The organism is Klebsiella sp. R390 (genome assembly GCF_051131745.1).
Lineage (GTDB): Bacteria > Pseudomonadota > Gammaproteobacteria > Enterobacterales > Enterobacteriaceae > Klebsiella.
This window is the reverse complement of record NZ_CP180445.1, coordinates 405,146-425,774: the sequence shown is the minus strand read 5'-3', so window position 1 is coordinate 425,774 and position 20,629 is coordinate 405,146. Positions and strand designations below refer to the sequence as shown.

Sequence of the window (20,629 nt, the reverse complement as noted above, 5' to 3'; positions counted from 1 at the left end):
GGGAGCACTCCCGTACCGCCTGAGAAACGAGGGAATAATTATGTTTGATCTGGACCATATCGACGCAGTTGCTGCACCTGAGAATGACCTCGAAGAGGTCGTGATGGGGCTGATTATCAATTCCGGACAGGCCCGCAGCCTGGCCTATGCGGCACTGAAGCAGGCAAAGCAGGGCGATTTCGCCGCCGCTAAAAACATGATGGAGCAGTCGCGCCTCGCGCTGAGTGAAGCACATCGTGTACAGACCCAACTGATTGAAAGCGATGAAGGTGAAGGCAAAATGAAAGTCAGCCTGGTGCTGGTTCATGCGCAAGATCATTTGATGACCTCAATGCTGGCACGTGAGCTGGTTGCCGAATTGATTGAGCTGCACGAGAAGGTACAATAGGCCATCTACACGATGAGGCAGCCAAAGATGATAACCACCGAGATCAGTACCGCCAGAGAACAGCAGCTTTTCAACGGCAAAGATTTTCATGTGGTTATCTACAACAAAACGGAAAGCGTAAGCGGGCTTCACCAGCATGATTATTACGAGTTCACCATCGTTTTAACCGGGCGGTATTACCAGGAAATCAACGGTAAACGGGTGCTGCTGGAGCGCGGGGATTTTGTCTTTATCCCGATGGGGTCGCATCATCAGAGCTTTTATGCTTTTGGCGCGACGCGCATTCTTAACGTGGGTATCAGCAAGCGATTCTTTGAGAAACACTATTTACCGCTGCTGCCGTTTGGACTGGTCGCTTCACAGGTCTACGCTGTCAAAAGCACCTTTCTTAGCTATATCGAGTCGGTGATTGCTTCGCTGAATTTTCGCGATACCGAATTTGACGAATTTATTGAGCTGGTGTCGTTTTATACCATTAACCGTTTACGGCATTACCGCGAAGAGCCGGTGCAGGATGTGATTCCGCAGTGGCTGAAAAATACCGTCGAGGACATGCACGATAAACTGAAGTTTGGCGAAGGGGCGCTCGAGAATATGGTCGAGCGTTCCGGGAAAACTCAGGAATATTTAACCCGGGCGACCCAGCGCTATTATGGTAAGACGCCGATGCAGATTATTAATGATATTCGCATCAACTTCGCAAAAAAACAGCTGGAAATCACCAACTATTCGGTCACTGATATTGCCTATGAGTCGGGATACAGTAGCCCAAGTCTGTTTATTAAAACATTCAAACGGCTGACCTCTTTTACCCCGAGCAATTATCGTAAAAAGCTGACCAGCATTAATTAATCCGGGGCGGAATGTTCCGCCTCCGACATTATTCAAGTTACTGTCCGTGTAGATGCGGAGGGTAGGCTACGTGCAATTCGCGATGCCATAAGGGAGAGTATAATGAGCCAGAAATTAAAAGTTGTCACGATCGGCGGCGGTAGCAGCTATACCCCAGAATTACTGGAAGGATTCCTGAAACGTTATCACGAACTGCCGATAACGGAACTGTGGTTGGTGGACGTGGCGGAAGGCCAGGAAAAACTCGATATTATTCATGCACTGTGCGAGCGCATGGTGGAAAAAGCCGGCGTGCCGATTAAAGTCTACAAAACGCTGGATCGCCGTGCCGCCCTCGAAGGCGCCCACTTTGTTACTACCCAGCTGCGCGTTGGCCAGCTTAAGGCCCGTGAAAAAGACGAGCGTATTCCGCTCAGCCACGGCTATCTGGGTCAGGAGACCAACGGCGCGGGCGGGTTGTTTAAAGGCCTGCGTACCATCCCGGTGATTTTTGATATCGTCAAAGACGTGCAGGAAATCTGCCCGGACGCATGGATTATCAACTTTACCAACCCGGCCGGTATGGTCACCGAAGCGGTCTATCGCCACACCGGCTTCAAACGCTTCATTGGCGTCTGCAACATTCCGATCGGCATGAAAATGTTCATCACCGACGTACTGCAGCTGAGCCCGAGCGATGAGCTGTCTATCGATCTGTTTGGTCTGAACCACCTGGTCTTCGTGCGCGATGTGCTGGTAAACGGCGTGTCACGTTTCGACGAACTGCTGGATGGTGTTGCTGCCGGTACCCTGAGCGCCAACTCGGTGAAAAACATCTTCGATCTGCCGTTCAGCGAGGGGCTGATTCGCTCTCTGCGCCTGATTCCGTGCTCCTATCTGCTGTACTACTTCAAGCCAAAAGAGATGCTGGCGATTGAAATGGGCGAGTATTACAAAGGCGGCGCCCGCGCCCAGGTGGTGCAGAAAGTCGAGAAACAGCTGTTCGAGCTGTATAAAAATCCGGATCTCAACGTCAAGCCGAAAGAGCTGGAGCTGCGCGGCGGGGCCTATTACTCCGACGCGGCCTGCGAAGTCATCAATGCCATCTACAATGACAAGCAGACCGAGCACTACGTCAACATTCCGCACCATGGCCATATCGATAACATCCCGGCCGACTGGGCGGTGGAAATGACCTGTACGCTGGGCCGTGAAGGGGCGACCCCGACGCCACGTATCACCCATTTCGATGAGAAAGTGCTGGGGCTGATTTATACCATCAAAGGGTTTGAAGTGGCTGCCAGCCAGGCGGCAATCAGTGGGGAGCTTAACGATGTGCTGCTGGCGCTGAATTTAAGCCCGCTGATTCATTCTGACCGCGATGCCGAACTGCTGGCACGTGAAATGATCCTGGCCCATGAAAAGTGGCTGCCAAACTTTGCGGCGACCATTGAAAAACTGAAACACTAACGGGAGCGGCCGATGGAACGCGTGTTAATCGTTAATGCCGACGATTTTGGCCTGAGCAAAGGCCAGAACTACGGGATTATTGAAGCCTGCAAAAATGGACTTGTCACGTCGACAACGGCGCTGGTCAACGGGGCGGCTATTGATCACGCCGCCCAGCTGAGCCGCAGCGTCCCGGAGCTGGGCATTGGGATGCATTTTGTCCTGACGTTGGGTGAGCCGTTATCGGCCATGCCGGGGCTGACTCGTGAAGGGCGCTTAGGCAAGTGGATCTGGCAGATGGCAGAAGAGGGTAGCCTGCCGCTGGACGAAATCGCGCATGAGCTGGCGTGCCAGTATAGCCGGTTTGTCGAGCTGTTTGGTTGCGAACCGACGCATATCGACAGTCACCACCACGTACATATGATTGCCGGGATTTACCCGATTGTCGCCGCGTTTGCCCGCGAAAAAGGGGTAGCGCTGCGTATTGACCGCCAGCTTGCTCAACGAGATGGCCTGGCGCAAGATGCGGCGCGCAGCAGCGATGGTTTCACCAGTGAGTTCTACGGTGAGGCCATTACTGAAGCACTGTTTTTGCAAACCCTGGATGACTCCATTCAACGAGATGAAGCATCGCTGGAAGTGATGTGTCACCCGGCATTTGTCGATAACACTATCATGGGGAGCGCCTATTGCTACCCGCGTCTGGCGGAGCTGGAGGTGCTGACGTCGGCGTCATTGAAATATGCAATTGCCGAACGCGGTTATCGTTTAGGCACCTATCGCGACGTGTAATCTGAAGCGTACAGGGGAGGCAAGTCCTCCCCTGATTTTATCTCTACCCACGCTCCGATCTTCCGCAAGCCGCACTGAACGCACACGTTAGGGGCGACGAAAGGGGCTGCAATCGGCTATCATAGCTGATTATGTCTCCCGCTTTGTTTAGTGAATCTATCGGTTATGAAAACACTTCGCCAACAAAATCGCCCTGTCATTAGCTACGTGCCTCGAGTGGAACCAGCCCCGCCGGAACACGCCGTCAAAATGGACGGTTTTCGTGATGTGTGGCTGTTGCGGGGGAAATATGTCGCGTTCGTGCTGATGGACGAGCACTTCCGGCGTTCACCGCCGTTCAGCCTGCCGGAGGCCGCACAGCGCTGGGCCGTGCAGATCCGCCAGGAAGGCGACATCGCCTCCTGACAGCCCGGTGAACCATAAAAAAAACCGCAGAGGGTTAACTCTGCGGTTTTTTTATACCTGCCCGGAACGAGCGGTTAGCGATGTGCCAGTTCGGCGTCTTCTTCGCTGTCGAGAATCGTTTTGTCGGTCTGGCGCAGCCACTGGCTGGTCAGGGTGCCGGCGGTCATCGAGCCGCTGACGTTGAGGGCGGTACGGCCCATATCGATCAGCGGTTCAACGGAGATCAGCAGTGCGACCAGGGTTACCGGCAGACCCATGGCTGGCAGCACGATCAGCGCGGCGAAGGTCGCGCCGCCACCGACGCCAGCAACGCCGGCGGAGCTGACGGTAACGATGCCAACCAGGGTGGCGATCCACAGCGGGTCAAGTGGGTTGATACCGACGGTTGGTGCAACCATGACTGCCAGCATCGCCGGGTACAGACCTGCACAGCCGTTCTGGCCGATAGTCGCCCCGAAGGAGGCGGAGAAGCTGGCGATAGATTCCGGTACGCCCAGACGACGGGTTTGCGCTTCGACGTTCAGCGGAATTGACGCGGCGCTGGAACGACTGGTAAAGGCAAAGGTCAGAACCGGCCACACCTTACGGAAGTATTTCAGCGGGCTCACGCCGTTGATCGCCAGCAGCAGACCGTGCACCACAAACATGATGCCGAGGCCAAGGTAAGAGGCCACCACAAAGCTGCCCAGCTTAACGATGTCCTGCAGATTGGAACCGGCCACGACTTTGGTCATCAACGCCAGCACGCCGTATGGCGTTAACTGCATCACCAGACGTACGAGCTTCATCACCCAGCCCTGCAGGGTATCGATGGCGGTCAGCACGCGTTGGCCTTTGGCGACGTCGTCTTTCAGCAATTTCAGCGCCGCGACGCCGAGGAACGCGGAGAAGATGACGATGCTGATGATCGAGGTCGGATTGGCACCGGTCAGATCGGCAAACGGGTTCTTCGGAATGAAAGAGAGGATCAGCTGCGGGACGCTGAGGTCAGCAACTTTACCTACGTAATTGCTCTGAATGGCGTTAAGGCGGGCGGTTTCCGCTGTACCCTGCACCAGACCTTCGGCAGTCAGGCCAAACAGGTTGGTCACCAGCACGCCGACCAGCGCGGCGATAAGCGTGGTGAACAGCAGCGTACCGATGCTCAGGAAGCTGATTTTGCCCAATTGAGAAGCGTTATGCAGACGCGCAACCGCACTCAGAATCGAGGCAAACACCAGCGGCATCACGATCATTTGCAGCAGCTGTACGTAGCCATTACCGACGATGTTAAACCATTGAATGGAGTCTTTCAGCACCTGGCTGTCAGAACCGTAAATCAGCTGCAGCGCCAGGCCGAAGACCACGCCGACCACGAGGCCGACCAGCACTTTTTTGGCGAGGCTCCACTGTTTATGCCGCGTTTGCCCCAGCGCAAACAGTAAAACCGCGAACACGATAACGTTCGCTATTAATGGAAAATTCATCCCCGTTCTCCTGATTTGTTTTTTTATCTGGCTGGTCTGTTACCAGCGCTATGGGCGCAAGGTTAGCAGAAGCGGAATTCATTACTTATATTCAAATGGAATTGATTATAACCAATCTGCGTTTTCCGCCTGTTTATCGTCCGCCCTGATGACTAATAAAGCGATTGAAGGTGATCTGCAGTGAATTAATCATCCCTGACGACCAGCGTACGGCGCTGTTTTCGGCGAAGGTTTGCGGCATCCAGACGGCATAAACAAACAGCGCCATACAGAGCGCGCGTTCCAACTGGTTGCCTTTACGTGGCGCGAGGATCGGCAGGCGAAAACGCCAGCGGCAGGGCCACAACAGCGGAACACCCGCCGGGGTCAGCATATCGGCAAGAATGTGGCTCAGATAACCTAGTACCAGCCCCTGTACCGCGTCGGCGGGTACAATCCAGCTTTCCGGCACTTTCAGATAAAACAGCGTCATGGCGCCGAAGACCGCCAGCAGGCTATGGGTAAATCCCCGATGGCCAAACGCCCGGGCAACCGGTTTGGCAATCCAGCTTAATCGCTGCCCGAGAAACGACTTCGGATGATCGATATCCGGCAGCAGGCAGGTCAGCACTGCGGAGGGGACAATATGCCACCAGTCACCCTGTGCCAGCACGGGAGTTAACTCTGCGTTTTTCGCAAATACCGCACAGGCGATAGAAAAGAGGAGATGGCCTTCCGCCGTCATGATAAAAACCCTAAACTGTCAATTCATACAGTATAGGGTTTTTATACAGTACACGGAAGAGGTGACGGTGTAACTCTATGTCACAAAAATGTCACCGTGCCAGCCAGCCGCCGTCGACCGCAAGGGTATAACCATTCACATAATCCGCCGCGCCGGAGGCCAGGAATACCACCGGGCCTTGCAGGTCATCGGCAACGCCCCAGCGACCGGCCGGAATACGGTCAAGGATCTCTTTACTGCGCTCGGCGTCATCCCGCAGTTGTTGGGTGTTATTGGTGGCCATGTAGCCCGGGGCAATGGCGTTGACGTTAATCTGATGCCCGGCCCATTCGTTGGCCATCAGGCGGGTTAGCCCGAGCACACCGCTCTTGGAGGCGGTATACGAGGGGACGCGGATGCCGCCCTGGAAAGAGAGCATTGAGGCGATGTTAATGATCTTGCCGCCGCGACCTTGCTGCATAAACTGTCTGGCGACCGCCTGCGATAAAAAGAACACCGACTTGAGGTTGAGGTTCAGCACATCATCCCAGTCCTGTTCGGTAAACGTCAGGGCGTCCGCACGGCGGATGGTACCGGCGTTATTGACCAGAATATCGATATGGCCCATGGCGGAGACCGCTTTGGCGACGATCCCGGTGATATCGTCCTGACGGCTGAGGTCTGCCTGAATGGCGGTGAACCGGCGGCCCAGCGCCTCGACTTTGGCGGCCGTTTTGTGGGGGATCTTCCGATTGACGCCGACGATATCACACCCGGCCTGCGCAAGGCCCAGGGTCATCCCCTGGCCCAGCCCCGTGTCACATCCCGTCACGATTGCGACCTTTCCCGTCAGGTCGAAGGCGTTTAGTACCATATTCACCTCTGTATGCCGATTGATATATACGTTAAACATCACCGTTAGGTTCAAGCATAGAGGCTGAGGCAGGAAAAAACAATGAAAAATGAAACGCTGTTTTATTTTTGTGATGGGCGGGTTGTTACCCGCTCATCACAAAGGGAGGCAAATCAGAGGCCGAGTTCAGCGGCGGTCAGCGAGGCCAGGGTGGTGAGGCGGACGTCAGCCAGCACAAAACGTGGGTCGTTGCGGTTTTCCTCTGCAGGTACCACGATTGAGCGCATCCGGGCGGCTTTGCTGGCGATCATACCGTTGACGGAGTCTTCCAGCGCGACGCAGGCCATGGGGTCGACGCCCAGGCTGGCAGCGCAGTTGAGATACACCTGAGGATGGGGTTTGCTGTAGGGTAACGATTCGGCGGAGGAAAGGGCATCGAACTGGTCGCGCAGATCAAACATGGCGAGCACTTTTTCCAGCATACGCAGCGGAGAGGCGGAGGCGAGGCCAATTTTCAGTCCCTGGGCTTTGCACAATGCAACGGCTTCACGGGCGCCCGGCAGTAACGGCTGTGAGGCTTCAACCAGCTGGATCGCGCGGTTGATAATCCGCGCGGTGACTTCGGCACGGTCCGGGCCTTGCCACGGCTGCTGGGCAAACCACAGGTCGACCACTAAATCGATACGCAGTCCCAGCATATCCGGCAGCTCATCGCGGCGGCCGATATCGACGCCAAGGCTGGCAATAACCTCCAGTTCCGCCTGATCCCATAGCGGCTCGGAGTCAATCAATAATCCATCCATATCAAAAATAGCGGCATGAATGTGTCGCTTTGCTGACATAAGTCCCTCTCCAGTAGCGTAAGTAGTATGAATATCTCCTCATGGTATATCATACCGCGCATTATTGGGCGAAATTCGCCACTGAAGGTAGACTTAGCAAGTGGTTAAGGCGTCTTAATTAAGGGGAATCGATGACGTATCAACAAGCTGGACGCATTGCAGTACTTAAACGCATTTTAGGGTGGGTGATTTTTATTCCCGCGGTGATTTCAACGCTGATTTCGGTACTGAAGTTTATGTACGAACACAGCGAAAAGAAGCCGGGCATTGATGCGGTACTGATGGATTTTGCCCACGTCATGATTGAAATGATACGTTTCAATACGCCGTTTCTTAACTTTTTCTGGTACAACTCGCCGCTCCCGGATTTTAGACATAGCCTGAATATCGGCTTCTGGATTATCTATATCCTCGTGTTTGTCGGCATGGCGTTACAGGCCTCGGGTGCGCGAATGAGTCGTCAGGCGAAGTTCCTGCGCGAAGGGGTTGAAGATCAGCTGCTGCTGGAGCAGGCCAAAGGGCCAGAAGGGCGCACCCGCGAGCAAATTGCGGGGAGTATCGTGGTGCCTCGTCATACCATCCTGGTGCAGTACTTTCCGCTGTATATTCTGCCGGTGATCGTGATTATTCTCGGCTATATTTTCTTTTCTCTGCTCGGTTTCCTGTAACAAAAACGGCCCGGTAATCCGGGCCGTTTTTGTTGTTACTCGCCAGGAATGGCGCGTGGTTTACCTTGGTTGTCGACCGCGACGTAGATAAACAGTGCTTCCGTAGCTTTATAGCGTTGACCAATCGGTTCCGAAGAGACTTTCTTCACCCACACTTCGATGTTGATGGTGATAGAGGTGTTGCCACGCTTCACGCAGCGCGCGTAACAGCACACCACGTCACCCACCGCGACCGGTCGTAAAAAGGTCATACCGTCCACGCGCACGGTCACCACGCGACCATGAGCGATCTCCTTGGCCATAATGGCACCGCCGATATCCATTTGCGACATCAACCAACCACCAAAAATATCGCCATTGGCGTTCGTGTCCGCCGGCATCGCCAGGGTGCGTAATACCATTTCGCCCTTCGGCGCGAGATCTGTTGTTGTCATTCTGTACTCTGTGCTGGTCAATGAAGATCAGCGCGATGCTACTATGAAAATGGCGGAGTGAAAACAGGGGAATGACCCGCTGGAGCGTGGGACGTCGTCGTGAGCATGAAGGCTCCCTCCTGAGGAGGTGTACGGCAGGAGGGAGGAAAGCGGAATGTTGTCACGCAAGAGCGTCTGAATATTTCATTAATTTCATTATCTTGTCTTTCATTATCCATTTCTGCTCAACGATTTTATCGTTAATCTGCGCCAGCCTTTTCTGGTCGGCACTGACGATGTTTGGCGTTAATTCGTTGATTCCAGAAGCTAAGTTTTTGTTGGTTTCGCATCGGTACCCACATTCATACAGTAACTCATTAAGCGCTTTTTCAGAGGCATTGAGATTTTCATAAGTACGTATGTAGGATGACACTTCAGCGGCACTGTTAAGCACAAAAAATCTTGATGGTACCGATGGGGATTTATCAATATCAATTGTGATTGAGTTATCAGGAAGAAACGTGGTGGCAAATGGTTTGTCCGAAACCGGCGATCTGGCCGTGACATCGAACAGCTCGCCATCGGCTGACATCAACACGGCATGATGAGTGGCCACGAGAAAACAGCCTGGCCAGCGATTTATTTCCCACCCCAGTGACATCTTACCGCCCACTTTTTTTATCGCTGCCGCGACGTTCCAGTAAGAATTCCCGTTCGGACCTGGCGTATCAATAACCGGTACCAATACCGGTTTTTGTGAAGGGCTCAGCAAGGACGAAAACTCCAGAAGCTGTGGATCATTTACAGGTACATGTTTATAGATAGAGCCGGACTTTACCATCTGTTTCTCCTCGCCATGTCGTGTCACATCATGTGTTTAGTGTATATCAGTAACCTGACAACACCAGGCGATATGGCCCATTATCGAAGTGACAGGAAGGAGGCAGGATCGATGATAAACAGGGACCTTTTACCTGGACGAAACCGGAGGAGGGGAAATGAACAAAGAGGGATGGCTATGATTTAACTTAGGGATTTAATGTTATTTATCTTCTGCGCGCTAAAAAAAAACACGCCTCGTGCTATACGGCCACGAAAGCGTGCTGTTTAGTTTACTTACCCACCTGGCCAGGACTGCGCATTGGCTGCCGTGAGGTTTTATTCTACGTCACTCACTTATCGTCCTGCGGCATATGGCGGTAGATATACACGCCGCTCAGCAGAGTGAAAACCAGCGTCAGCGCCGTCAGGCCGAAGACCTTGAAGTTGACCCAGATATTCTGTGGTAACCAGAACGCGATGTAGATATTTGCCAGCCCGCAGAGGATAAAGAACAGCGCCCAGGCAAGGTTCAGGCGCGACCACACCTGTTGCGGCAGGGTCAGTTCTTTACCCAGCATGCGCTGGATCAGCGGCTTTTTCATTACCCACTGGCTGAACAGCAGCGCACCGGCGAACAGCACATAGATGACGGTGACCTTCCATTTAATAAACTCATCGTTATGGAAGAAAATTGTCAGACCACCAAAAACGGCCACCAGCACAAAGGTGATCAGCGCCATTTTTTCAACTTTGCGATAGCGTACCCAGGTGTAGATCAACACGATAGCGGTAGCGACAATCAGCGCGGTGGTCGCGGCGTAGATATCATAGAGCTTGTAGAATGCAAAGAAGACTACCAGCGGTAAAAAATCCAGAAACTGCTTCATACATTGGATCCGTTGTTCAGATTTGGCCGGATGACTTCCGGCCAGGGTTAAATTTAGTGGCGAATAAGCATATACAAGCGGAACAAATAGATCAGCAGCAGGGCAGAAATCAGGTTGCTGATCGTATTGATGACCACTGCACCCACGTTTGGCGTCAGTACCGCGAAGCTGGATGCAAACAGCAGCAGCAGGGTTTTGGCCAGCAGCCAGCCGAGGATCACCGGTGCAACCAGACGCAAATTGGCCCACGCCAGACGAATACTGCTGCGCATGGCGTTGAAGATCCCCAGCTTATCCTGCACCAGCATGATGGGGGCAAAGGACAGCACGATGGCCAATAATACGCCAGGCACCAGAACCAGCATCATCCCCATCTGCACCACAAAGGTGGTGAACAGGATTAGCAGCAGCAGCTTTGGCATAACCGGCGCAGAAGCGCCAATCGCGCGCAGGGCGCTGACCCGCTGGCCTGCGGAAACCAGCTGAATCAACAGCAGCATGCCGCCGGCGAGAATCGCATTCCCGACCAGCCCGGAAAAGGTGGAGGCCGCCGAGGCCCGCAGCAGGATCTGCTGTTGCTCAGGGGTCATGTTCTGTACCAGTTCAAACAACCCAGCGCTACCCGCCAGATTGTCACCTTCACTCAGTATTGAGAGCTGCTCTTCACTGGGTGAAAAAGCATGGCCAAGGACTACCGTAATTAATGCGCACAACAAGGCAATCAGCAAAATGGTGACGAACTGATTACGAAAGAAATTTCCCGTGTCACGGTAGACGGACTTCGCCGTGATAGACATGCACTCTCCTTGAGTATTACTGGTGTTAGCTAGCCGGCGATTGTACCGCAAATCCCTTGCGCGTAGCACGCTCTGCTCACATCAGGCTAAGTATATCTTTGTAAAGACAGATGAAGAGAGAACCACCTGTGGGCGCGATTTTTTACCGCCGTTCGGTGAGTAAGCTGCCACTATCAACGCATCCGGGGTAAAACTGATGTAATCGGTAATGATTCAATTACAGTCATTTACAGAAAATTAATCTGGATCAATAAATGTTACATCTCATGACTTAGTGTGATCTATGTTGGATCAAATCTAACTCATTATGGGTATATTCACCGCGAAATAACCATAACGAGGAAGTGGATATGAAAAAATTAGCAGTGGCTGGCATTATTTTAAGTACCCTTTCTGGCAGCGTCTGGGCGCATGAAGCCGGGGAGTTCTTTATTCGTGCAGGTACGGCGACCGTTCGCCCGACGGAAGGCTCGGATAACGTGTTGGGGAGTCTGGGCGGGTTCAACGTCAACAATAATACGCAGTTGGGGTTAACCTTCACCTATATGGCGACGGATAACATCGGCGTTGAGCTGCTGGCCGCTACGCCGTTCCGTCATAAAGTCGGCACCGGTCCGACGGGCAACATCGCCACCGTCAATCTGCTCCCGCCAACGTTAATGGCCCAGTGGTATTTTGGCGACGCGCAGAGCAAAGTCCGTCCCTATATCGGTGCTGGTATCAACTACACCACCTTCTTTAATGAAGACTTTAACGATACCGGCAAAGACGCCGGGCTGTCGGATCTGAGCCTGAAGGATTCGTGGGGGGCGGCAGGTCAGGTGGGGCTGGACTACCTGATTAACCGTGACTGGCTGCTGAACATGTCGGTGTGGTACATGGATATCGACACCGACGTGAAATTCAAAGCCGGCGGCGTGGACCAGAAAGTCAGTACCCGCCTGGATCCGTGGGTGTTTATGTTCTCCGCCGGTTACCGGTTCTAAACGCGTCTGCACTGTCTGAGTGAAGCTGGTTGGCTATGACTAGCTTTGCTAATCCTGAGCCACGGGGCATGCCCGGCTAAGATAGTAGATGGCACAAGGCCAAAAAAAAGCCCGCACAAGTGCGGGCGAAAAATACTGGAAGCAATGTGAGCAATGTCGTACCGAATACCTGAGTGTTTTGCTCAACTATTCGGTAATGAGAAAGATAATAGTTCTCATCTAAGATATCAACCCCAACTTTTGTGCGGAAGCGATTTTTTTATTCGATCACAAAAACAGTGCGTTTCTGACTGTTATCTTGCGGCCAGGCGCTGGCCACGTCGGCTAACGGTAGCGGGGTGGTGGCGATAGTAAAACCACCCGTGGCGGCAGCCTGTAACATTTCGCCGGTGGCGGCAAGCAGCTGAGGCATCGACAGGCTGCCAATACCACTGCCCATCAGTTGCAACGGTGCGGAGCGCAGCACGGTGGCGTTAAGAGCAATATCGCTGCCGGCAAGAGAACCGACCTGAACATAGCGCACCGGCGCGCGGCCCGGGCTGTGTTTTGCCAGCGCGGGCAACATCACCTCAGCGCTGTGCCCCCATAAATAATCCACCACCACGTCTATTTGCTGCGCCGCCTGCTCGCTAAACCGGGCGTGTAACGTCGGCTCATCTTCCGTCAGGTTGATGCAGACATCGGCGTCGAGAGCGGCCAGCGCCTGCGCGTTGCGACCGGTGGCGATGATTTTTTTCGCCCCGAGAAAACGGGCAATTTGCACCGCCAACTGCCCGGCGCTGCCGGTGGCGCCATTAATCAAAACGGTCTCTCCAGCGGCCAGTCCGGCCCGCTTCACTAATGCGGCCCAGGCGGACATACCGGGATTTGCCATCGCAGCGGCGGTAATATCATCCAGCGCATCCGGTAAAGGCAGGCTATGTCTCAGCGCGACCGGGGCCCATTGTGCCATGCTCCCCCATGGCGCTGTCGGAAAGGCGAAGTAGACGCGCTGACCGTCGGCCAGGGTGCCGGTGCCATCGATACCGACGATAAACGGCAGTTGGCCATCATAACTGTAGTGCTTTCCGCTGGCACGGCTCTTCACCACGTGGCTGATGGCGGCAGCGTTCACCTTGACCAACGCATGCTGCGCATCGGCCTGAGGATCGTTAAAATCGGCCCATACGGGCCCTTGTTGCAGGTCAAAAACAACGGCGGCTTTCATAATGTTATCTCCTGAAGATGATTATGTGTAAAATGCACATATCTGATAACGGCACTATACCCGGTTAAAAAATATATGCAAGATGCACATAATAATTACGACATCACCGATTTCCACGGCGCACTGCTCGACATCATTAGCGTGATGAACCAGCCGGTGCGGGATGAGCAATTGCTGCAGGCGGCAGATGTCCAGCTCGATCACGTTCTGTTTCCACTGCTGGTGGCGATCAATCGCTACGGGCCAGTGGGGGTGGTGGAGCTGGCGGATGGCCTGGGGAGGGATTACACCACCGTCAGTCGCCAACTGAAAAAACTGGAAGCGCAAGGGCTGGCGATAAAGCAGCCGAATGCCAACGACCGACGGATCAGTGAAGTGTCGCTGAGCGAGCAGGGCATGGCGTTGATTGAACGGATTGCGGTAGCCAGAACGCGGCTGATGAATCAGGTACTGGCGGGGTGGGATGAAACAGATGTGCGGGCGTTATTTCGCCTGACGCGGCAATATGCCGATAGCCTGCAGCGAAAATAACCGCCTGGCGTGGTGCCAGGCGGCAGGTGCCGTTATGCCGCTTTGGTGGCGGCTTTCAGGCTCTGGACGAAGGTTTTCAGCTCGGCCAGCATGGTCTGCGGGTCGTTCAGGTTGCGTTCGATAATTTTGACGATCGCCGAGCCGGAAATGGCCCCGGCGGCGCCAGCGTCAAGCGCGGCAGTGACCTGATCCGGCGCGGAGATACCAAAGCCCTGCAGCGGCGGTGCGGCGTTGTATTCGGCCAGTTTAGCCACCAAATGATGCAGCGGCAGCGCGGCGCGGTTTTCCGCTCCGGTAACGCCGGCGCGCGACAGCAGGTAGGTATAGCCGCGTCCCCAGGAGGCGATCTGGCGTAACAGTTCGTCATCGGCGTTCGGCGGGCAGATGAAGATCGGCGCGATGTTATGACGCAGCGCGGCCTGACGGAAAGGCGCGGATTCTTCAATAGGAACGTCGGCGACCAGCACCGAATCGACGCCAACCCGCTGGCATTCGGCGTAAAACGCGTCGATCCCTGGGCTGAACACCAGATTAGCGTACATCAGCAGGCCAATCGGGATCGTCGGGTGCTTCTGGCGAATTGCCGCCAGCATCTCAAAACACTGCGCCGGGTTGACACCGGCGGCAAAGGCACGCAGGGTTGCTCCCTGGATGGTCGGACCGTCCGCCAGCGGGTCGGAGAAGGGGATCCCCAGCTCCAGCGCATCGGCGCCGGCTTCAATCAGCGTATCAATGATTTTTAACGACAGTTCCGGATTCGGGTCGCCGAGGGTGACGAAGGGAACAAACGCGCCTTCCTGGCGGCTTTTCAGTTGTGCAAACAGCGTCTCATAACGTTCCATCAGATTTCCCCTCGCGCTTTCAGAATGTCGTGTACGGTGAAGATGTCTTTATCGCCGCGACCGGACAGGTTAACCACCAGCAACTGCTCTTTTTCCGGGTTCTCACGCATCATTTTCAACGCATGGGCCAGCGCGTGGGAGGACTCCAGGGCCGGAATAATCCCTTCATGGCGGGAAAGGGCTTTAAAGGCGTCCAGCGCTTCGTTATCGGTGATTGAGACGTAATCGGCGCGCCCGGTGCTGTTGAGGAAGGCGTGCTGTGGGCCAACAGACGGGAAATCGAGACCGGCCGAAATGGAGTAGGACTCTTCAATCTGGCCGTCAGCGGTCTGCATCATCGGCGACTTCATGCCGAAATAGATTCCGACGCGTCCGTGTTTCAGCGGTGCGCCGTGTTCCCCGGTTTCAATCCCGTGACCAGCAGGCTCGACGCCGATCAGTCCGACGTTGGTTTCGTCGATAAAGTCAGCAAACATACCGATGGCGTTGGAACCGCCGCCGACGCAGGCGATAACCGCATCTGGCAGGCGTCCTTCTTTCTCCAGAATTTGCGCTTTGGTCTCTTCGCCAATCATCCGCTGGAACTCACGTACGATGGTCGGGAACGGGTGCGGGCCAGCCGCGGTACCGAGCATGTAGTGCGCGGTTTCGTAGCTGCCAGACCAGTCGCGCAGGGCTTCGTTACAGGCATCTTTCAGGGTAGCGGAACCGCTGTGCACCGGAATCACCTCTGCGCCCATTAAACGCATACGGAAGACGTTCGGCGACTGACGCTCAACGTCTTTTGCCCCCATATAGATGCGGCATTTCAGGCCGAGCAGGGCGCTGGCGAGTGCTGAGGCCACGCCGTGCTGACCGGCGCCGGTTTCGGCGATAATTTCGGTTTTACCCATGCGCTTAGCCAGCAGCGCCTGACCCAGGACCTGGTTGGTTTTATGCGCGCCGCCGTGCAGCAGGTCTTCACGCTTGAGGTACAACGTGGTGCGGGTACCTTCGGTCAGGTTACGGCATTTGGTCAGCGCCGTCGGACGACCGGCGTAGTTTTTCAGCAGATCGTTAAATTCGGCCTGAAACGCAGGATCTTTCTGCGCGCTGACGAACGCTTCTTCCAGCTGGCGCAGGGCAGGCATCAGGATCTGCGGGACGTACATACCGCCGAATTCACCAAAATAGGGGTTCAGTAAAGTACTCATTATTGCATTGCTCCTTAATATGCGCGCAGCGTCTGGAAAACCGAGGCCAGCTTGCTGGCATCTTTAATCCCCGGCTGCGACTCAACGCCTGAATTAAAATCGAGTCCGGCACAGCCGCTTTTGGCGGCGTCTACACAGTTATCGGCACCCAGACCGCCCGCCAGTATGACGTTACGCAGGTCCTGGCCTTGCAGCAGTGTCCAGTCGAAACGCTGGCCGCTACCGCCCTGGCCATTATCGAAAAGATACTTGTCGACGTGGTTGAGATTGCGCGGCGGCAGCGTGTCGCTGACGCTCAGGGCTTTCCAGATCTCAACGTTATCCGCCAGCGCCGCGCGCAGGGCGTCGATATAGGCCTGATCTTCATTGCCATGCAGTTGAATGGCGGCCAGTTGCAGATGCTCTGCCCGAGCTGCTACTTCGGCGATCGGTGCGTCGCGGAACACGCCAACGTAGCGCAGCGGCGCCGCCTGAATAATCTCTTTTGCCTGGGTTTCGTTGACCACGCGCGGCGAGGTAGGGACGAAGATCAGTCCGCCATAAATCGCACCGGATTCGCAGGCAATCTGCGCATCCTGCGGGCGGGTCAGGCCGCAGACTTTGTTTTCGCCAAGCAGTACGCGCTTCACTGCGCCATCGAGGTCGGCATGTTCCATCAGCGCGGAGCCGATCAGGAAGCCGTTGGCAAAATGGCTGAGCTCACGCACTTCGGCGTAGGTATGAATGCCGGATTCGCTGATCACCGTGACATCATGGCCCAGACGTGGTGCCAGCTGACGGGTGCGGTTCAGGTCGATCGACATATCGCGCAGGTCGCGGTTGTTAATTCCGACCACTTTGGCTTCCAGCGCAATGGCGCGCTCCAGCTCTTCTTCATTGCTGACTTCGGTCAGCACGCCCATATTCAGGCTGTGGGCGACGGCGGACAGCTGGCGATACTGTTCGTCATCCAGCACCGACAGCATCAGCAGACAGGCATCGGCCTGGTAGTAACGCGCCAGATAAATCTGGTAAGGATCGATGGTGAAATCCTTACACAGTATCGGCTGTGGCGCGATGGCGCTGACGATCGGTAGAAAATCGAAGCTGCCCTGGAAATATTTCTCATCACACAGTACGGAGATGGCTGAGGCGTAGTTTTTATAGACGCCGGCGATAGTTGCCGGGTCAAAATCCTGGCGAATCAGTCCTTTCGACGGAGACGCTTTTTTGCATTCCAGAATAAACGCGGTGCGGGTTCCGGCGAGCGCATCGTAAAAGTGGCGCTGTGTCGGAACGACCTCGTTCAGAAAACTGGCTAACGGTTGCTGTTGTTTGCGGGCTTCTACCCAAATCGCTTTGTCGGCAACGATTTTTGCTAAAACGGTCTGCATTATTTACCCTCTTGCCGCTAATGCGGTCACTCTGTCATAGGCCGCTCCGCTGCGCAGCACGTTGATTACCTGTTCAGCGTTGGCTTTCAGGTCTTCATGCCCGTGTAAACGCATCAGCATCGCAACGTTGGCGGCGACAGCGGCTTCATGAGCGGCTTCACCTTTACCTTGTAGCAAGCGCGTAAGAATGTCACGGTTTTCTTCCGGCGTGCCGCCAGCCAGTTGCTCCTGATGGTAAGGGGTCAGGCCGAAATCTGCTGCCGTCAGCTGATAGCTTTTGATTTCACCGTTGTTCAGCTCTGCGACTACCGTTGGCGCATGCAGCGACACTTCATCCATTCCGCCGCTGTGCACCACCGCTGCGCGTTGATAACCGAGCACCCGCAGGGTTTCGGCAATCGGCAGCACCAGTTCCGGGCTGTAGACGCCAATCAGCGCCAGCGGCGGATGCGCCGGGTTAATCAACGGCCCGAGCACGTTAAACAGCGTGCGGGTTTTCAACTGCTGACGGACCGGCATCGCGTGACGGAAACCGGTGTGATACTTCGGTGCGAACAGGAAGCAGACGCCCAGTTCATCCAGCGCGGCGCGGGATTTATCAGCATTCATGTCCAGGTTGATACCGAAGGCGGCCAGCAGGTCGGACGATCCCGATTTGCTGGAGACGCTACGGTTACCGTGTTTCGCTACCTTCAGGCCACAGGCCGCGGCGACAAAGGCGCTGGCGGTAGAAATATTGATGCTGTTGCTGCCGTCGCCGCCGGTGCCGACGATATCGGCAAACAGGTAATCCGGGCGTGGGAATGGCGCGGCATTTTCCAGCAGCGCGGTGGCGGCACCGGCAATCTCCTGCGGCTGCTCGCCACGCACTTTCATGCTCACCAGCGCAGCAGCCAGCTGCTCGGGCTTGACTTCACCGCGCACAACCGCGGAGAACAGCTGATGACTCTCCTGCTGGCTGAGGGGCTCAGCCTGATACAGTTTTTCCAGAATCGGCTGGATGGTGTTGGTTTGCTCCAGCTTCTGCAACGCCCATGCCAGCGTTTGTTCCAGCAGGCGTGCCCCCTGAGTGGTGAGAATAGATTCCGGATGGAACTGGAAACCGCAGACGCGATCCGCATCATGACGTACCGCCATCACCATGCCGTTAAAATTGGCGTTGATGGTCAATCCGGCGGGAATATTACTTCCGACCAGGGAGTGGTAGCGGGCAACCGGCAGCGGATTGCTCAGTCCGGCAAACATCGCCTGACCGTCATGCTCAATACTGGAGGCTTTACCGTGCAGGATCTCGCCGGCCTGGCCCACATAACCGCCGTAGGCTTCGACAATCGCCTGGTGACCGAGGCAGATACCGATGATCGGCAGCTTGCCGCGCATCCGGGTCAGCAGCTCTGGCATGCAGCCTGCTTCACTGGGAGTTCCAGGGCCTGGGGAAAGCATCAGTACCGGATTGTCCATGGTGCCGATACGCTCAATCAAGGTCTGAGCCGGGACGGAGTTACGGTAAATCACCACGTTATGGCCGTTAGCGCGCAGCTGGTCTGCCAGGTTATAGGTAAAAGAATCGATATTATCGAGCAGCAGAATGTCGGCCATCAGAAAGTCTCCTTAGCGTGGTGGGCCTGAGCGATTGCGCGCAGCACCGCGCGAGCTTTATTGCGGGTTTCATCCGCTTCGGACTGAGGCACGGAATCCAGAACGATACCGGCACCGGCCTGAACGGTGGCGATGCCATCCTGGACATAGGCAGAGCGAATGACGATGCAGGTATCGAGGTCTCCGTGGGCGGTAAAGTAGCCGACGGCACCACCGTAGCTGCCGCGACGCTTACCTTCGGCAGCGGCGATGAGCTGCATGGCGCGCACCTTTGGTGCTCCGCTAAGGGTGCCCATATTCATACAGGCGCGGTAGGCGTGCAGGACATCAAGGTCGCTACGCAGTTCACCGACCACCCGGGAAACCAGGTGCATGACGAAGGAGTAGCGGTCAACTTTGGTAAGGTCGGCCACGTAGCGGCTGCCCGGCGTACAAATGCGCGCCAGATCGTTACGTGCCAGGTCGACCAGCATCAGGTGCTCGGACATCTCTTTCTGGTCGGTACGCATTTCCAGTTCGATACGGCTGTCGAGATCGCGGTCCAGCGACCCGTCGGCACGACGACCACGCGGGCGGGTACCGGCAATCGGATAGATTTCAATCTGGCGGCTCAGCGCGTCATACTTCAGCGAGCTTTCCGGCGACGCGCCAAACAGCGAGAAGTCATTATCCTGCATAAAGAACATGTACGGGCTAGGGTTGCTCTTTTTCAACACATCATAGGCCGCCAGCGCCGACGGGCAGGGCAGTGAGAAGCGGCGTGATGGCACCACCTGGAAAATCTCACCGGCACGGATGGCGCGTTGCATTTTGCGCACCACCGCACCGTACTCCTCGTCGGTCTGATCGCAGTCGCAGGTCATCGTTTCGACTTTCGTGACCGGCAGCGGCGCAGGCGGCTCGTTAAGCTGCTGGCGCAGTTGGGCTATACGCTGTGTCAGGCGCTGTTTTTCACTCTCCAACGGGGTGAACAGGCTGGACTGAATGCGGGTGTTTTTGGTCTGGTGATCGATAACCAGCAGAGTTTCCGCTAAGTAGAAGCAGTAATCCGGGCAGGCGGTATCGCTCTCCAGCGGTGGCAGGTTTTCAAACCCGGCTACCAGGTCATAGGCAAACAGGCCGCCGAAGAACATCGCTTCACGCTCAGCTTGCGGAACGGTCACCAGCTCCTGCAGTAAGCGGAAGGCGTCAAAGACCGATAAAGAGCACAGGCGCGCGTCTTCATCCAGCAGTGCACTGATCGGCGGAAAGGTCAGAATTCTGCTGTTTGGCTGGCGCTGATTGTCGATGCCTGCGGGAAGTGCGTTATCCAGTAAGTCCAGCAGGGCCGCGCCGTTGGCGGAGAGCGCCTGAATAGTGACGGTGTCACTTAATGCGGTAATACGCAGCGCGCTGTCAACCAGCAGCAGGCTCTTTAAATCATCTTTACTATCAATATCTGCAGATTCCAGCAGCAGCGTGGCGGGACGCGCGCCGCACAGCTGGTGGAATAACGCCGTTGGGTTTTCGCGGTAGATGGCGTCGCTGGTGAGAAGCTCGAGTGCCGGTTTTGTGGTTTGCATTATTATTCTCGCCTTTCGGT

At 55.4% G+C, this 20,629-nt stretch carries 22 protein-coding genes; 8 read left to right on the top strand and 14 right to left on the bottom strand.

Translation table 11 applies throughout. From position 1 onward, the window contains the following. Positions 1–40: 40 nt before the first annotated feature. The 5 genes from chbA (at position 41) to cedA (ending at position 3,865) form a co-directional block, all read left to right on the top strand. The gene (chbA, locus tag ACMYSP_RS01940; RefSeq protein ID WP_123754010.1) at positions 41–388 is read left to right on the top strand and encodes a PTS N,N'-diacetylchitobiose transporter subunit IIA; all 348 of its coding nucleotides are present in this window, start codon (positions 41–43) and stop codon (positions 386–388) included. 27 nt (positions 389–415) lie between these two features. Further along, entirely contained in the window at positions 416–1,240 is an 825-nt protein-coding gene (chbR, locus tag ACMYSP_RS01935) for a transcriptional regulator ChbR (protein WP_434585273.1), read from the top strand. 102 nt (positions 1,241–1,342) lie between these two features. Further along, positions 1,343–2,689 carry a 6-phospho-beta-glucosidase gene (locus ACMYSP_RS01930; protein WP_434585271.1) on the top strand — a complete coding sequence of 449 codons (1,347 nt, stop codon included), beginning with the start codon at positions 1,343–1,345 and terminating at the stop codon, positions 2,687–2,689. A 12-nt stretch (positions 2,690–2,701) separates the two neighbouring features. After that, complete coding sequence (chbG, locus tag ACMYSP_RS01925; protein WP_434585269.1) at positions 2,702–3,460, top strand: chitin disaccharide deacetylase; 759 nt, start codon at positions 2,702–2,704, stop codon at positions 3,458–3,460. A gap of 165 nt (positions 3,461–3,625) precedes the next feature. After that, entirely contained in the window at positions 3,626–3,865 is a 240-nt protein-coding gene (gene cedA / locus ACMYSP_RS01920) for a cell division activator CedA (RefSeq protein ID WP_434585267.1), read from the top strand. A 74-nt stretch (positions 3,866–3,939) separates the two neighbouring features. Here cedA and ACMYSP_RS01915 read toward each other — a convergent pair whose 3' ends face one another. The 4 genes from ACMYSP_RS01915 to hxpB all read right to left on the bottom strand — a co-directional run bounded on the left by ACMYSP_RS01915 (position 3,940) and on the right by hxpB (position 7,729). Continuing rightward, on the bottom strand, positions 3,940–5,331 hold the full coding sequence (locus tag ACMYSP_RS01915) for an L-cystine transporter (RefSeq protein ID WP_434585265.1): 1,392 nt from the start codon (positions 5,329–5,331) through the stop codon (positions 3,940–3,942). Positions 5,332–5,464: 133 nt separating this feature from the next. Then, on the bottom strand, positions 5,465–6,055 hold the full coding sequence (locus ACMYSP_RS01910) for a metal-dependent hydrolase (RefSeq protein WP_174508930.1): 591 nt from the start codon (positions 6,053–6,055) through the stop codon (positions 5,465–5,467). 91 nt (positions 6,056–6,146) lie between these two features. Continuing rightward, complete coding sequence (gene kduD, locus ACMYSP_RS01905; RefSeq protein WP_434585263.1) at positions 6,147–6,908, bottom strand: 2-dehydro-3-deoxy-D-gluconate 5-dehydrogenase KduD; 762 nt, start codon at positions 6,906–6,908, stop codon at positions 6,147–6,149. Between the two features lie 152 nt (positions 6,909–7,060). Further along, a complete protein-coding gene (gene hxpB, locus ACMYSP_RS01900) occupies positions 7,061–7,729 on the bottom strand; it encodes a hexitol phosphatase HxpB (protein ID WP_434585261.1) in 669 nt (222 codons plus the stop codon). Between the two features lie 131 nt (positions 7,730–7,860). Here hxpB and ACMYSP_RS01895 point away from each other — a divergent pair, with 131 nt between their 5' ends. After that, complete coding sequence (locus ACMYSP_RS01895; RefSeq protein WP_434585259.1) at positions 7,861–8,397, top strand: YniB family protein; 537 nt, start codon at positions 7,861–7,863, stop codon at positions 8,395–8,397. A gap of 35 nt (positions 8,398–8,432) precedes the next feature. On the opposite strand, the gene yciA is transcribed toward ACMYSP_RS01895, so the two are convergent. From yciA to ACMYSP_RS01875, 4 genes are all read right to left on the bottom strand, one after another. Continuing rightward, entirely contained in the window at positions 8,433–8,831 is a 399-nt protein-coding gene (gene yciA, locus ACMYSP_RS01890; protein WP_095096945.1) for an acyl-CoA thioester hydrolase YciA, read from the bottom strand. 160 nt (positions 8,832–8,991) lie between these two features. Continuing rightward, positions 8,992–9,651, bottom strand: coding sequence for a hypothetical protein (locus tag ACMYSP_RS01885; RefSeq protein WP_434585257.1), 660 nt, complete (start codon positions 9,649–9,651; stop codon positions 8,992–8,994). A 331-nt stretch (positions 9,652–9,982) separates the two neighbouring features. Beyond that, a complete protein-coding gene (locus tag ACMYSP_RS01880; RefSeq protein ID WP_123754020.1) occupies positions 9,983–10,519 on the bottom strand; it encodes a septation protein A in 537 nt (178 codons plus the stop codon). Between the two features lie 53 nt (positions 10,520–10,572). Beyond that, a complete protein-coding gene (locus ACMYSP_RS01875; RefSeq protein ID WP_123754021.1) occupies positions 10,573–11,316 on the bottom strand; it encodes a YciC family protein in 744 nt (247 codons plus the stop codon). Between the two features lie 350 nt (positions 11,317–11,666). On the opposite strand from ACMYSP_RS01875, the gene ompW reads away from it, so the two are divergent. Beyond that, positions 11,667–12,302, top strand: a complete 636-nt coding sequence (ompW, locus tag ACMYSP_RS01870; RefSeq protein ID WP_123754022.1) for an outer membrane protein OmpW — start codon at positions 11,667–11,669, stop codon at positions 12,300–12,302. 259 nt (positions 12,303–12,561) lie between these two features. Here the strand turns inward: ompW and ACMYSP_RS01865 are convergent, their stop codons facing one another. Then, the gene (locus tag ACMYSP_RS01865) at positions 12,562–13,509 is read right to left on the bottom strand and encodes a quinone oxidoreductase family protein (protein WP_434585254.1); all 948 of its coding nucleotides are present in this window, start codon (positions 13,507–13,509) and stop codon (positions 12,562–12,564) included. A 75-nt stretch (positions 13,510–13,584) separates the two neighbouring features. Between ACMYSP_RS01865 and ACMYSP_RS01860 the strand changes: the two genes are divergently transcribed. Next, positions 13,585–14,040, top strand: a complete 456-nt coding sequence (locus ACMYSP_RS01860) for a MarR family winged helix-turn-helix transcriptional regulator (protein ID WP_434585252.1) — start codon at positions 13,585–13,587, stop codon at positions 14,038–14,040. Positions 14,041–14,072: 32 nt separating this feature from the next. Here ACMYSP_RS01860 and trpA read toward each other — a convergent pair whose 3' ends face one another. From trpA to ACMYSP_RS01835, 5 genes are read right to left on the bottom strand one after another with little or no spacing between them, the layout of a single operon-like run. Next, a complete protein-coding gene (gene trpA, locus ACMYSP_RS01855; RefSeq protein WP_434585250.1) occupies positions 14,073–14,882 on the bottom strand; it encodes a tryptophan synthase subunit alpha in 810 nt (269 codons plus the stop codon). Next, positions 14,882–16,075, bottom strand: a complete 1,194-nt coding sequence (gene trpB, locus ACMYSP_RS01850) for a tryptophan synthase subunit beta (protein WP_434585248.1) — start codon at positions 16,073–16,075, stop codon at positions 14,882–14,884. Before trpB ends, trpA begins: the two co-directional genes overlap by 1 nt. Before the next feature lie 14 nt (positions 16,076–16,089). Further along, a complete protein-coding gene (trpCF, locus tag ACMYSP_RS01845) occupies positions 16,090–17,448 on the bottom strand; it encodes a bifunctional indole-3-glycerol-phosphate synthase TrpC/phosphoribosylanthranilate isomerase TrpF (RefSeq protein ID WP_434585246.1) in 1,359 nt (452 codons plus the stop codon). Between the two features lie 3 nt (positions 17,449–17,451). Further along, positions 17,452–19,047 (bottom strand): bifunctional anthranilate synthase glutamate amidotransferase component TrpG/anthranilate phosphoribosyltransferase TrpD, encoded by a 1,596-nt coding sequence (trpD, locus tag ACMYSP_RS01840; RefSeq protein WP_434585243.1) that lies wholly within the window; start codon positions 19,045–19,047, stop codon positions 17,452–17,454. Further along, positions 19,047–20,609, bottom strand: a complete 1,563-nt coding sequence (locus ACMYSP_RS01835; protein WP_434585241.1) for an anthranilate synthase component 1 — start codon at positions 20,607–20,609, stop codon at positions 19,047–19,049. The genes trpD and ACMYSP_RS01835 overlap by 1 nt, the downstream gene beginning before the upstream one ends. Between the last annotated feature and the right edge of the window lie 20 nt (positions 20,610–20,629).